Below are 13,067 nucleotides of genomic sequence, written 5' to 3'. Positions count from 1 at the left end.
TGCTTTCCAATTGGCTAGGGTGACGGCGTGCCGTACGACACACCGTCGACGACGACGGTCCCCACCGTTCCCGCCCCCGCCTCGGCCCTGCTGCGGCCGGGAGAGCTCGCCCTGCCGGACGGTGCCCGCGTGGCCGCCCACCCCACGCTCGCGCCGGCGGCGCGCTGGTGGCGCCGGATCACGGAGGAGAGCTTCGGCATCGACCTCGTCCCGACGGCACTCGCGGACCGCGAGCACCACGACGACGGCGACGACGGTGCCCCGGCACCCGCCGTCCGCTTCGCCCTCGACGACGCCCTGGCCAGAGGCGGCTACTCGCTCGACGTGAGCGGCGCCGTCGTCCGGGTCGGCGCCGCGGACCTGCCCGGTGCCTTCGCCGCCGCGCAGACCCTGCGCCAGCTCGCCGGCGCCCAGGCGTTCCGGCGGTCGGCCGGCGCACCGCTCGTGCTGCCGGCCGTGCACCTCGAGGACGCGCCCCGTCACCACTGGCGCGGCGTGCTCCTCGACGTCGCGCGCCACTTCCTGCCCACCGCGGACGTGCTGCGGTTCGTGGACCTCGCCGCCGCGCACCACCTCAACGTGCTGCAGCTCCACCTCACCGACGACCAGGGCTGGCGCCTCGCGATCGACCGGTACCCGCGCCTCACCGAGGTGGGCGCCTGGCGGCGCGAGTCCACCGTGGGCACCTGGCGCACGGGCACCCCCGACGGTCGCCCGCACGGCGGGTACTACACGGCCGACGACCTGCGCGAGATCGTCGCCTACGCCCGCGAGCGCGGCGTGCTGGTGGTCCCCGAGGTCGACGTGCCCGGCCACGTCCAGGCCGCGCTCGCGGCCTACCCCGACCTGGCCGCCCGCCGCGGGTCCCACGAGGTCTCCACGTCCTGGGGGATCAGCGCCGACGTGCTGGACCCGTCCGAGCACGCCCTGGAGTTCTTCCGCCACGTCCTGGACGAGGTCTGCGGCATCTTCGACGCGCCGTTCGTGGCGCTGGGCGGCGACGAGGTGCCGACCACCGCCTGGAGCGAGCGGCCCGACATCGTCGACCGTGCCGCGTCGCTGGGCCTGGTCGCCGACGACGGCACCCCGGACGTCGCCCGTCTGCACGGCTGGTTCGTCGCCCGTCTCGCGGACCACCTGCGCACGCGGGGCCGCCGCGCGGTGGTGTGGGACGAGGCGTTCGGCCCGGACCTGCCGCGCGACGCCGTCGTCGTCTGCTGGCGCGGGCACGCGGTGGCGCTGGACGCGATGGCCGCCGGGCACGACGTCGTGATGGCACCCGAGCAGGAGGTCTACCTGGACCACCGCGCCGCCGACGGGCCGGACGAGCCGATCCCGGTCGGGTTCGTGCGGACCACTGCCGACGTGTACGCGTTCGAGCCGCTGCCCGCCGCTGCCCGCGAGGCCCGGCCCGACCTGCCCGCGGAGCTGCCGGGCAGCCTGCTGGGCGCTCAGGCGCAGGTGTGGACCGAGCACCTGGACTCCGCACGCCGCATCGACTACGCGGCGTTCCCGCGGCTGGCGGCCTTCGCCGAGGCGGTGTGGACGACCGACCCCGCGCCCCGCGACGTGGGCGGCCGGGCCGGTACCGCGTTCCTCGCCCGCCTCGAGTCCGCGCACCTGCCGCGGCTCGCCGCCGCGGGTGTCGAGTTCCGTCCGCCGGGCGGTCCGCACCCGTGGCAGACGCGCCCCGGGATCGCCGGGCACGCCCGTGACCTCGCCGCCGAACGGGCGGCCGCGGGCTGGGAGGGTGCGGGCGGCTGGGTCGCCGGCCGCGACGGCGCCGAGCCGGAGGTTCCCGCATGAGCCACGGGCCGCTCGACGCCGTGCGCGGGGTGCTGCTGCCCCGCCCGGACGGCAGCCTCAGCGGACCGCACGACGTGCTGCTGGAGGGCGGCGCGGTGCGGTCCGTCGAGCCGTCGTCCGCGCACGTGGGGGGTCGGGTCCTCGACGCCGGGGGCCGGCTCGCGCTGCCGGGGTTCGTCGACGCGCACGTCCACGGCGGCAGCGCCGTGCTCGACCCCGCCGTGCAGCTCGCGCTGCTGCGCCAGGGCGTGACGTCGATCGTCACCGGGTCCGACGGCGTGGGGTACGCGCCGTCGTCCGCCGAGGGTGCCGCGTGGGCCGCCCGGTACTTCGCCGGGATCGACGGGGCCCACCCCGGGTTCGACGGCGGCGGCATGGCCGAGCTGCTCGCCACCTACGACGGCGCGACCCCGGTGAACGTGGCCGCGCTGGTGCCGCACGGCACCCTGCGCCGCACCGTGATGGGCACGGCGCAGCGCGCCGCGACCGCTGCCGAGACGGCGGAGATGGTCGCGCTGGCCCGCCAGGGGTTCGCCGACGGGGCCGTCGGGCTGTCCACGGGCCTGGAGTACGTCCCGGCGGCGTGGGCGGAGGAGGACGAGCTGGTGGCGCTCGCCGCCGTCGCCGCGGAGCATGGGCTGCCGCACGTCTCGCACATGCGCGGCTACGAGGACAAGGCCGGTCCGGCGCTCGCCGAGCTGTTCCGGCTGGCCGCCGCGACGGGCGTGGCCACCCACGTCTCCCACCTGCACGGACCCGCCGCGCCGATCGTCGCCGCGCTCGATGCCGCCCGGGCCGACGGTCTCGACGTCACCTTCGACTCCTATCCCTACCTGCGGGGCTGCTCGATCCTCGCGATGGTCGCGCTGCCCACGTGGCTGCCGCTCGCCGACCCGGACGCGACCCTCGCCCTGATCGACGACCCGGAGCACGGCGAGCGGCTGCGCGTCCACCTCGCCGGCCTGGACGAGCTGTGGCCGCGCGTCACCCTCGCCTGGGTGCCCGGCCTCGACCCGCACGAGGGCGACGTGGCGGGCCACGGGCTGGTGGACGTGGCCGCCCGGTGGCAGGTGCCGCCCGCGCAGGCCGCGCTGCGCGTCCTACGGGCCTCCCGCCTGCGGGCGAGCTGCGTGTTCGCCCAGCCGCCGACCGGGACCGCCGAGTCGGTGCGTCTGCTGGCCGGGCACCGCGCCCACCTCGCGGGCTCGGACGCGATCTACCAGCCCGTCGGCGCCGCCACGGACGAGGGACGGCCGCACCCGCGGGGCTGGGGCGCGTTCGCCCGGTTCCTCGCCCAGCAGGTGCGTGCCACCGGTGACTGGACGTGGCACGACGCCGCCGAGCACCTGTCGGCCCGCGCCGCACGCCGGTTCGGGCTGGCCGACCGCGGCCGGCTCGCCCCGGGCGCCCTCGCCGACCTGGTGCTCGTCGACCCCGCGACCGTGACGGACACCGCGACGTACGACGCCCCGCGCACGCCCGCCGTCGGGGTCCCCGTCCTGGCCGGTGGCGAGCTCACCGGTGCCCGGCCCGGCCGTGGCCTGCGGCCCACCCGAGGGAGAACAGCACCATGAGGATCGACGACCCGCACCTGTCCTGGCCGCTGCTCACGCTCGACCGTGCCGCCGTCGAGCACAACGTCGCCACCGTGGCGACGGCGCTGGCGACGGCCGGCGTCGAGCACGCCCCGCACGTCAAGACGCACATGTCCCGTGAGCTCTGGGAACGCCAGCGCGCCGCGGGCGCATGGGGGGCGACGGTCGCGACGCCGGCCCAGCTGCGCACCGTGCTGGCGTGGGGCACGGCGCGGCGCGTGCTGCTGGCCAACGAGCTCGTCGACCCGCGCGACGCCGCACGGCTGCGCACCGCGCTCGACGCGGGCGAGGCCGACGAGGTCTGGGTCTGCGTGGACTCGCCCCGCGGCGTCGAGGTGCTGGCCGCCGCGTTCGCCGGCGCCACGCACCGCCGGCTCGGCGTGCTCGTCGAGCTGGGGGTCGACGGCGGGCGCACCGGGGTCCGGACGGTCGAGGGGGTGGCGGCGCTCGCGGCAGCCGTCGCCGACGCCGGGCTCCGGCTGGTGGGCGTCAGCGGTTACGAGGGGCCGGTCGCGTCGGGAACCACCCCGGCCGAGCTGGACGCCGTCGCCCGCTGGTGCGGGCTGCTGCGGGAGGCGGGCGCCGCCGTCGCGCACCGGGTCGACGGCCCCGTGGTCCTGTCGGCCGGGGGGAGCGCCTTCGCGGACGTCGTGGTGCGCCGGCTGACCACGGCGCCGGGGGCGCGCGTCGTGGTCCGCTCGGGTGCCTACGTCGCCCACGACCACGGGCACTACGCGCATGCCGACCCCTGGACCCGGCTCGGGGTCGCGCCGCTGCGCCCGGCGATCACCGTGTGGGCGTCGGTGCTCTCCGCGCCGGAACCCGGCCTGGCGGTGTGCGGGATGGGGCGCCGGGACGTGTCGTTCGACCTCGACCTGCCCCTGCCGCTGGTCGCCCGCGGGACGGACGCCGTCGGCCGGCTCGGGCGCGCGCGGGCGCTGGACGCCCGCGTGACCGCCCTGGACGACCAGCACGCGTACCTGCACGTGCCCGACGACGATCTCGCTCCGGGCGACGTCGTCGGGTTCGGCATCTCGCACCCGTGCACCACGTTCGACAAGTACCGCACGGGCCTGCTCACCGACGGCGACGACGTCGTCGGCACCCTGACGTTCGAGCTCACGGAGGATCGATGACCACCACCAAGACGGCGATCAGCACGCCGGACGCGCCCGCTCCGGCGCACACCTTCCACCAGGGGGTGCGCAAGGGGCCGTTCGTCCAGGTGTCGGGCCAGGGACCGGTCGACCCGGCGACGGGGGAGTACCTGCACCCCGGCGACGTCGCGGCACAGACGACGCGGACGTTGGAGAACGTCCGCGCGATCGTCGAGGCGTCGGGCGCCACCTTCGACGACGTCGTCATGCTGCGCGTCTACCTCACGTCGCGCGAGGACTTCGCGGCGATGAACGAGGCGTACGGCGCGTTCGTCACGCAGCACTGCCCGTCGGGCGTGCTCCCGAGCCGGACCACGGTGATGGTCGGTCTGCCGCGACCCGAGATGCTCGTGGAGATCGATGCCTTCGCGGTGACCTCGGCGGGCGCCTGATCGGGTCAGCGCGTCAGCTGGGGCTCGCGCCGCGACTCGCTCGTGGGCCCGTCGGCGTCGCCGTCGGGTCCGGAGCCCGGTCCGCCGGTGCCCCCGGCGGGCCCGCTCGGCGGGGCGTCGGTGCGCCGCCGGCGGCGCACCAGCCGGTACCCGGTGAAGACGACGGCGGCGACCACCAGCCACGGCAGGAGGAACCCGAGCACCAGCACGATCGTCTCCACGCTGGCGACCAGCGTGTTCCACCCGGTGGCCAGTCCGCCGGTGAAGCCGCCGCGGGGGGCGGTGAGCTGTGCCGCCGGGGCGTCGATCCGCACGTACAGCGTGGACATGGCGACCTGGTCGCTCAGGGCGTCGCGCTGCGCCGCGAGCGAGTCGAGCTCGGCCTGGCGCTGCGAGAGCTCGCGCTCCACCTCGAGCAGGTCCTCCGTGGACCCCGCCGAGGCCAGCAGCTCGCTGAGCCGGTCGGTGGACGTGGTGAGGGCGGAGATGCGGGCGTCGAGGTCCTGGCCCTGGCTCGTGACGTCCGCGCTGGACATCTCGATGTCCTGCACCGTGCCGAGATCGCGCAGGGCGTCGACGGCGCTCGAGGTGCGGTCGGCCGGCACCCGGACCGTGAGCTCGGCCCACCCCGAGGAGCCCTCCTCGCCCGGGCTCTCGTGCCGCTCCTCGACGTGCCCGCCCGCCTGCTCCACGAGGCGGACCAGCTCGGCCGACGTCGTCGACGGGTTCTCCGAGACCAGCGTCACGTGGCCGGTCACGACCACCTCCCGGTCCACGACCGTGGAGGCCTCGCCGTCCGTGGCGGCGGTCTCGTCGGCGACGGCGGCGGCCTCGCCGGCCGCATCCTCCGCGGCGGACACGCCCGCGTCGGCCTCCCCGGCGCTGTCCGCCCCGGAGCCGGAGCAGCCCGCGAGCCCGAGGGTCAGGACCGCGGCGACGGCGGCAGCCGCGGCGCGGCGAGGCAGGGATCGGATCGGCATGGCCACGACTCTAGGCGGCTGACCTGGCCGGACGCGCGCCGTGATCGAGATCGTGATGGGACCGTGGCGCGACCGTGACCTCGGTCCCGGAGAGTGGGACGGGACGCCGGTAACGATCAGGTAACGAAGGTGGACGGGTGATGGACACCACGTCTGTTAAGACGCTCTACTAACAAACATGACCACGACGACGACGCGCGCCAGCCAGCGAGGACTGGGCGGCGGCCTGCGGGCCACCTCGAAGGTGCTCCCCGAGCACGCACGGGCGCACAACCGGTCGCTCGTCCTGCAGCACCTCTTCCACGAGGGGCCGACGTCGCGCGCCGGTCTGGCCCGGGCGACGGGCCTGACGCGCGTCACCATCTCCGACCTCGTCGGGGTGCTCCTCGCGGAGGACCTGGTCGAGGAGCTCGGCACCCAACCGGGGCGCCGCGTGGGCAAGCCGGCGATCCTCGTCGGGATGCGCACGGACGCCTACCAGATCGTCGCCGTCGACCTCTCGGACGACACCGTGATGCGCGGTGCCGTGCTCACCCTCACGGGCGAGGCCGTCGACCGGCGGTCGCTCGAGGTGGGGAGCCGTCGCGGTGACGAGCTCGTCGAGCTGCTGGCACGCTTCACCCGACGCCTCATCGCAGCGGCCACCCGTCCCGTCATCGGCGTGGGCATCGGCTCGCCGGGCGTCGTCGACCACTCGGGGCGCGTCGTCGAGGCGCCGAACGTCGAGTGGCGCGACCTGCCCCTCGCGGCGATCCTGACCGACCGGCTCGGCCTGCCGGTGCACGTGGCCAACGACGCGAACTCCGCGGCGCTCGCCGAGTACACCTACGGCGGCGCGGCCGACTCGATGCTCGTGCTCACCGTGGGCCAGGGTGTCGGTGCCGGCGTCATGGTCGACGGCGCGCGGGTGCACGGCGCGGCCGACGCGGCGGGCGAGCTCGGGCACGTCACCGCCGTCGACGACGGCGAGCCCTGCGCCTGCGGGCGTCGCGGCTGCCTGGAGACCGTCCTGTCGACCCCCGCGCTGCGGCGCGCCGTCGAGGGCCTCGACCGGGAGGCGGCGGACGCCGTCCTCGCCGACGTCGGGCGCACCCTCGGCAAGGCCCTCGCCCCCGTCGTCGGAGCGCTGAACCTCGCCGAGGTGCTGCTCTCCGGGCCCCCGGAGCTGCTCGCCGGGTCGCTGCGCACCGCCGCGCACGACACGCTCGTCGCCCGCACCATGCCGGCCACCGCCGCCGGCCTCAACCTCCGCATGGCCTCGCTGGACGACGACGTCGTCCTCGCCGGCGCTGCCGTGCTCGTCCTCGGCGCCCAGCTCGGAGTCTCCTGACATGACTCCCGACCCGGCTCCCACCAGCAGTCCCTGACGAGCTCCACCGACCGACCACCGACCGACAACAGCCGGTGCCACCTGGTACCGGCCCCCGCTTACCCCTATTTGGAAGGAAACCGAAGCAGTGAAGAGAACACGCAACGTCGTCGCCGCGGCGTCGACCATCACCCTGGCCCTCGCCCTGTCCGCCTGCGCCTCGGGTGACTCCGAGACCCCCGCCGACGAGAGCGGTGAGACCGCGGCCGAAGAAGCTCCCGCGGGCGACATCCGTGTCTGGCTCGTCGGTACGGACACCCCCGAGGAGGCGCGCGAGTACCTCACGACCACGTTCGAGGCCGAGAACGAGGGCTCCACGCTCACGATCGAGGAGCAGTCCTGGACCGGCCTGGTCGACAAGTACACGACCGCGCTCTCCGGTTCCGACAGCCCCGACCTGGTCGAGATCGGCAACACCCAGGCCCCGGCCTTCACCTCGGCCGGCGCGTTCCTCGACCTCACCGACAGCTACGAGGAGCTCGGCGGCGACGACCTGCTGCCCGGCTTCGTGGAGTCCGGGACCTACGAGGGCAAGTTCTACGCCGCTCCCTACTACTCGGGCGCCCGCGTGGGCATCTACTCGACCGAGGTCACCGGCGACCTCGAGGTGCCGGCCACCTGGGACGAGTACGTCGAGAACATCAAGTCGCTGGCCACGGACAAGGTCTCCGGGCTCTACACGCCGGGCAAGGACTGGCGCAACGGCATGGTCTTCGTGTGGGCCAACGGCGGCGACATCGCCACCGTCGACGACGCCGGCACCTGGACCGGCGGCTTCTCCTCGCCCGAGTCGATCGCCGGCCTCGAGCAGCTGCAGGACATCATGCTCAACGCGAACCACGCCCCGGCCGACTCGGACGAGACGGACCCCCAGGTCCCGTTCTGCGCCGGTGAGATCGGCTACCTCACCGCCCCGAGCTGGGTGCGCTGGTCGATCGCCGCGCCCGAGGACGCCGAGGTGCCCGGCTGCGTCGAGACGTACGGCGCCGAGGACAAGCTCTCCGCGTTCGCCATCCCCGGTGCCGAGGAGGGCACCTACGCCCCGGTGCTCGCCGGTGGTTCCAACATCGCCATCCCGGCGAACGCCCCGAACCCGGAGCTTGCCCGGAGCGCCCTCGAGATCATCCTCTCCGACGACTACCAGGAGATCCTCGCCGGCAACGGCCTCGTCCCGGCCAAGGTGTCGCAGGCCCAGTTCATGGCCGACGACGCCTTCAGCCAGGCGTCGGCCGCTGCGGCCGCCGCGGCGCAGCTGACCCCGGCGTCGCCCATGTGGGCCGACGTCGAGGCCTCCGGCGTGCTCGAGGACTCGTTCGTCAAGCTCGCCCAGGGCGAGGACGTCGCCACCATCGCGGCCGAGCTCGACGCCGCGATCGAGGGGACGCTCAACGGCTGACACCCGTCAGCACGCCGGACGGTGCCGGTGACCTCACGGCCACCGGCACCGTCCCCCCTCTCCCCACCCGCTCGACCCCGGAGCACCCCGTGACCACCACCCCTGCCGCGCCGAAGGCGCCTCCGGAGGCCTTCGTCCGGCCACCGCAGGAGCTGCGGACCAAGAAGTCCTCGCCGTTCCCCTACGCGCTGCTCGCGCCGGCGCTCGCCGTGCTGGCGATCCTCGTCGCCTGGCCGATCCTCAAGCTCATCGTCACGTCCTTCCAGGAGTACGGCCGTGCCCAGGCGTTCGGCGCCCCGCCCGAGTGGGTCGGCCTGGACAACTACGCCGAGGTCCTGACCTCCGGCGAGTTCTACGCCGTCCTCGGCCGCAGCGTCGCGTTCATGATCGTGGCGGTGGTGCTGACGATGACCCTCGGGACGCTCGTCGCCCTGCTGATGATCCGCCTCGGGAAGGCGATGCGGATGCTCGTCACCGTCGGCCTGCTGCTGGCCTGGGCCATGCCCGCCCTGTCGACCGTCATGGTCTGGGGCTGGATGTTCGACACCCGCTACGGCGTCGTCAACTACCTGCTGACCCAGATCACCGGTTCCGACTGGGCCGGCCACTCGTGGCTCATCGAGCCGCTCTCGTTCTTCCTCGTCCTCGGCCTCATCGTGGTCTGGATGGGCGTGCCGTTCATCGCCTTCACCATGTACGCGGGGCTCACGCAGGTCCCTGCCGAGACGCTCGAGGCGTCGCAGCTCGACGGCGCCAACGCCCGCCAGCGCTTCTTCCAGATCCAGGTGCCGTTCGTCCGCAGCATCATCATCGTGCTGATCGTCCTGTCCGTGATCTGGGACCTGCGGGTCTTCGCCCAGGTCTACGCCCTGCAGGGCATCGGCGGGCTCTACGAGAAGACCTCCACCCTGGGCGTGTGGATCTACCAGAAGGGCACCGCCAGCGGTGACTTCGGCTTCGCGGCCGCAGCAGCCGTGGTGATGGTCTTCATCATGCTCCTCATCTCGTTGTACTACGTGCGCCAGACGCTCAAGGAGGACGACTGACCATGGCTGCCTCCACCCTCCCCGCCCCGACCACGACGCCGGCCCCCGTCGTCGTCAGCACCAAGCGCCCGGTCCCGCCGCAGCGCGTCGTGGCGAACGTCCTGTTCGGCGTCGTCGCCGTCGTCGTGTTCGTCTGCTCGGTGTTCCCGGTCTACTGGATGGTCTCCTCGTCGTTCCTGCCGACGAACCTCGTCCGGGCCACCGTCCCGACCTTCTTCCCCGGCTCCGACTTCACGGTCGACAACTACGTCCGGGCCGTCACGGACGACACCCGTGCGGACTTCGTGCCCGCGCTCCAGACCTCGCTCACGGTCACGTTCCTGACCCTGGTCGCCGCGCTCGTCATCGCGTTCCTCGCCTCGGTCGCCATCGGCCGGTACCGGTTCCGGGGACGCAAGCAGTTCATCGTGGCGATCCTCGTGGTCCAGATGATCCCCGGCGAGGCGATGCTGCTGACGTACTTCCAGCTCATCGACGGCTGGGGCATGCTCAACATGGTGCTCGGCCTGACCATCCTGTACGTGGCGATGGTGCTGCCCTTCACCGTCTGGACCCTGCGCGGGTTCGTGACGGCCGTGCCGGTCGAGCTCGAGGAGGCCGCCATGATCGACGGCTGCTCGCGCACCCGGGCCTTCTGGAAGGTCACCTTCCCGCTGCTCGCGCCGGGGCTCGTCTCGACCGGCGTGTTCGCCTTCATCCAGGCGTGGAACGAGTTCGTGCTCGCCCTGGTCATCATGTCCAGGCCGGAGTCGATGACGCTGCCCGTGTGGCTGCGGACCTTCCAGCAGGCCACCAAGGCGACGGACTACGGCGCCCTGATGGCCGGCTCCGTGCTCGTCGCCATCCCCGTCATCATCTTCTTCCTCTTCGTGCAGGGCCGCATGACCGGTGGACTGGTCTCGGGAGCGGTGAAGGGCTGACGTGAGCAACATCGCAGCGGCGACGCCCATGGCGTCGCCCCGCCTCAGCGTGGGCCTGGACATCGGGGGCACGAAGACGCTGGCCGTCCTGCTCGGTGACGACGGCGAGGTCCTGGCCCAGTCCCGGCTGAGCACCGCGCTCGGCCCGGTGGGCGTCGTCGACGGCGCGGCCCGCGCCGTCCAGGGCGTGGTCCGGCAGGCCGGCGTCACGCTCGACGCGGTGACCGGGGTCGGGGTCGGGGTGCCCGGCCTCGTGGACGCCGGCGCCGGTACGGTCCGGCACGCCGTCAACCTCGGGCTCGACGGCGCCGCGCTCGACCTCTCGACCCTGCTCTCGGCACGCCTCGGGGGCGTCGGGGTCGGGGTGGAGAACGACCTGAACGTGGCCGCGGTGGGTGCGGCGCACCTGGTCGAGGCCGAGGCGGGGGACCGCACCCCCACCGATCTCGCGTTCCTGGCGCTCGGGACGGGGCTCGCGGCCGGCATCGTGCTCGACGGGCGGCTGCGGCGGGGGAGCCACGGCGCCGCCGGGGAGATCGGGCACGTGCCCGTCGACCCGGCCGGCCCACCCTGCGCGTGCGGCCAGCGCGGCTGCCTGGAGCTGTACGCCTCCGGCTCCGCGGTCACGGCCCTGTGGCCGACGGCCACGGGCCGCCCCGCCCCGGTCGAGCTCTTCGAAGCGGCCGCCGCGGGCGACCCCGACGCCCTCGTGGCGCGCGCGACCTACGCGCGGGCCGTCGCCGCGGCCGTGCGCATGCTCGTGCTCACGGTCGACGTGCAGCACGTGGTGCTCGGCGGCGGCGTGTCCCAGCTCGGGCAGCCGCTCCTCGACGTCGTCCGGGACGCCCTGGTCGACGAGTCGGCGGCGTCCGGGTTCCTGCGCTCGCTCGACCTGCCCGGTCGGGTGCGGCTCGCACCGGGCCGGGTCGCCGTCGGCGCGGTGGGTGCCGCGGTGGTCGGGCGGGGCGCCGTCGCGCACGCCCGCGACCTCGCCGGCTGACCACCCGCCCGCGGCCCGGCGGCGGGATCCCGCGCGCCCCGGCACACGCTTCCGCCACGACCGAGAGGAACCCCCCTGTGATCCGACGACGCGCCGCCGCCCTGACGGCGGCCCTGGCGCTCGCTCCCGTGCTGTCCGCCTGCGGTCCCGAGGAGGTCGTCCCCGAGTCGTCCGACGACATCGTCCTCTGGCTGGTGGGCGCGGACACCGGTGACGACCTGCGCAGCTTTCTCGTGGAGACGTTCGAGGAGCGCAACCCGGGTGCGACGCTGACGATCGAGCAGAAGGAGTGGCCTACGCTCGTCGAGGACCTCGAGGCCTCCCTCGGCGACCCGGCGGCGACGCCCGACGTCGTCGAGCTCGGGAACACCCAGGCGCCGACCTTCACCGGCGACGGCGCGTTCCGCGAGATCTCCCCGGAGCTGTACGAGGAGCTCGGCGGGGACGACCTGCTGCAGTCCTTCGTGGAGGCGGGCTCGGTGGACGGCACGGTGTACGCCCTGCCGTACTACTTCGGCTCCCGCTACGTCTTCTACCGCAAGGACGTCTGGGAGGCGGCCGGCGCCGAGGTGCCGAAGACGCTCGACGAGTTCGGCGAGACCGTCAAGGCGCTCCGTGACGGCAACCAGGCCGGGTTCGCGATGGGCGGGCAGGACTGGCGCAACGGGATCTCGTGGGTCTTCGCCCACGGTGGCGAGCTGGCGGTCAAGGAGGGCGGCGCCTGGGTCTCGACGCTGTCCGACCCGGACACCGTCGCGGGCCTGGAGGCCTGGCAGGACATCTACCAGAACGCCTCCTACCTGCCGGCCACGGAGGTCGACGTCGCCTACTGGGACTTCCTCAACGACGGGGTCGGGGGCGGCGAGCCCGCGGCGGCGACCATCATGGCGCCGTCCTGGGCCCGCTGGTCCATCGGCGACCTCGTGCGCGACGAGAACAACGAGGAGGTGCGCGACGGCATGGCGGACACCGACCGGTTCGGCATCTTCGCGCTGCCCGGCGTGGACGGCGGCGTCGCGCCGGTGTTCGCCGGCGGGTCCAACATGGCGGTCTCCGCGCTGACGCGCAACGCGGACCTCTCCGAGGACCTGCTGAGGATCGTCTACTCCGACGACTACCAGACGATGCTCGCCGAGTCCGGTCTCGGCCCGGCCAACACCGAGTTCACCGAGCTCATGGCGGGGGACAAGTTCGGCCGCACCCTCGTGGCGACCGCGGAGGCGTCGAAGCTCACGCCGCCCGCCCCGGGCTGGGCGGACATCGAGTCGCGCGGGATCTACGAGGAGCTCTTCAAGGAGATCGCCCGCGGCGGCAGCGTCCCCGCGCTCGCCGAGAAGTACGACGGCATCATGACCCCCATGCTCGACGGCGACGTCGAGGACGAGTGACCGGCCGCCGTCGGCCCG

At 74.2% G+C, this 13,067-nt stretch carries 11 protein-coding genes; 10 read left to right on the top strand and 1 reads right to left on the bottom strand.

What is annotated here, in order from left to right:
• Positions 1-27: 27 nt before the first annotated feature.
• From MWU57_RS10010 to MWU57_RS09995, 4 genes are read left to right on the top strand one after another with little or no spacing between them, the layout of a single operon-like run.
• Entirely contained in the window at positions 28-1,806 is a 1,779-nt protein-coding gene (locus MWU57_RS10010; RefSeq protein WP_246909031.1) for a beta-N-acetylhexosaminidase, read from the top strand.
• Positions 1,803-3,380 carry an amidohydrolase family protein gene (locus tag MWU57_RS10005; protein WP_246909029.1) on the top strand — a complete coding sequence of 526 codons (1,578 nt, stop codon included), beginning with the start codon at positions 1,803-1,805 and terminating at the stop codon, positions 3,378-3,380. Before MWU57_RS10010 ends, MWU57_RS10005 begins: the two co-directional genes overlap by 4 nt.
• Positions 3,377-4,537, top strand: a complete 1,161-nt coding sequence (locus tag MWU57_RS10000; protein WP_246909027.1) for an alanine racemase — start codon at positions 3,377-3,379, stop codon at positions 4,535-4,537. The genes MWU57_RS10005 and MWU57_RS10000 overlap by 4 nt, the downstream gene beginning before the upstream one ends.
• Positions 4,534-4,950: a RidA family protein gene (locus MWU57_RS09995; protein ID WP_246909026.1), complete on the top strand. Its 417-nt coding sequence runs from the start codon at positions 4,534-4,536 to the stop codon at positions 4,948-4,950. The genes MWU57_RS10000 and MWU57_RS09995 overlap by 4 nt, the downstream gene beginning before the upstream one ends.
• Before the next feature lie 5 nt (positions 4,951-4,955).
• Here the strand turns inward: MWU57_RS09995 and MWU57_RS09990 are convergent, their stop codons facing one another.
• Positions 4,956-5,930: a DUF4349 domain-containing protein gene (locus MWU57_RS09990; protein WP_246909025.1), complete on the bottom strand. Its 975-nt coding sequence runs from the start codon at positions 5,928-5,930 to the stop codon at positions 4,956-4,958.
• A gap of 178 nt (positions 5,931-6,108) precedes the next feature.
• Here MWU57_RS09990 and MWU57_RS09985 point away from each other — a divergent pair, with 178 nt between their 5' ends.
• The 6 genes from MWU57_RS09985 to MWU57_RS09960 all read left to right on the top strand — a co-directional run bounded on the left by MWU57_RS09985 (position 6,109) and on the right by MWU57_RS09960 (position 13,049).
• Entirely contained in the window at positions 6,109-7,260 is a 1,152-nt protein-coding gene (locus MWU57_RS09985) for an ROK family protein (RefSeq protein ID WP_246909024.1), read from the top strand.
• A gap of 127 nt (positions 7,261-7,387) precedes the next feature.
• Complete coding sequence (locus tag MWU57_RS09980) at positions 7,388-8,695, top strand: extracellular solute-binding protein (RefSeq protein ID WP_246909023.1); 1,308 nt, start codon at positions 7,388-7,390, stop codon at positions 8,693-8,695.
• A gap of 89 nt (positions 8,696-8,784) precedes the next feature.
• A complete protein-coding gene (locus MWU57_RS09975) occupies positions 8,785-9,741 on the top strand; it encodes a carbohydrate ABC transporter permease (RefSeq protein ID WP_106266659.1) in 957 nt (318 codons plus the stop codon).
• A 2-nt stretch (positions 9,742-9,743) separates the two neighbouring features.
• Positions 9,744-10,661 (top strand): carbohydrate ABC transporter permease, encoded by a 918-nt coding sequence (locus MWU57_RS09970; RefSeq protein ID WP_246909022.1) that lies wholly within the window; start codon positions 9,744-9,746, stop codon positions 10,659-10,661.
• A 1-nt stretch (position 10,662) separates the two neighbouring features.
• Positions 10,663-11,661 carry an ROK family protein gene (locus MWU57_RS09965; RefSeq protein WP_243400865.1) on the top strand — a complete coding sequence of 333 codons (999 nt, stop codon included), beginning with the start codon at positions 10,663-10,665 and terminating at the stop codon, positions 11,659-11,661.
• A 77-nt stretch (positions 11,662-11,738) separates the two neighbouring features.
• Positions 11,739-13,049 (top strand): extracellular solute-binding protein, encoded by a 1,311-nt coding sequence (locus tag MWU57_RS09960; protein WP_243400866.1) that lies wholly within the window; start codon positions 11,739-11,741, stop codon positions 13,047-13,049.
• Positions 13,050-13,067 lie beyond the last annotated feature (18 nt).

The organism is Isoptericola sp. S6320L, from assembly GCF_023015685.1.
GTDB lineage: Bacteria > Actinomycetota > Actinomycetes > Actinomycetales > Cellulomonadaceae > Isoptericola > Isoptericola halotolerans_A.
This window is presented reverse-complemented; position numbering and strand designations above follow the sequence as displayed.

Bases quoted from the DNA above. Each gene is read 5' to 3' on its own strand.
- MWU57_RS10000 (WP_246909027.1), top strand. From the start codon at position 3,377: ATGAGGATCGACGACCCGCACCTGTCCTGGCCGCTGCTCACGCTCGAC.
- MWU57_RS09970 (WP_246909022.1), top strand. From the start codon at position 9,744: ATGGCTGCCTCCACCCTCCCCGCCCCGACCACGACGCCGGCCCCCGTC.
- MWU57_RS09995 (WP_246909026.1), top strand. From the start codon at position 4,534: ATGACCACCACCAAGACGGCGATCAGCACGCCGGACGCGCCCGCTCCG.
- MWU57_RS10005 (WP_246909029.1), top strand. From the start codon at position 1,803: ATGAGCCACGGGCCGCTCGACGCCGTGCGCGGGGTGCTGCTGCCCCGC.
- MWU57_RS09990 (WP_246909025.1), bottom strand. From the start codon at position 5,930: ATGCCGATCCGATCCCTGCCTCGCCGCGCCGCGGCTGCCGCCGTCGCC.
- MWU57_RS09985 (WP_246909024.1), top strand. From the start codon at position 6,109: ATGACCACGACGACGACGCGCGCCAGCCAGCGAGGACTGGGCGGCGGC.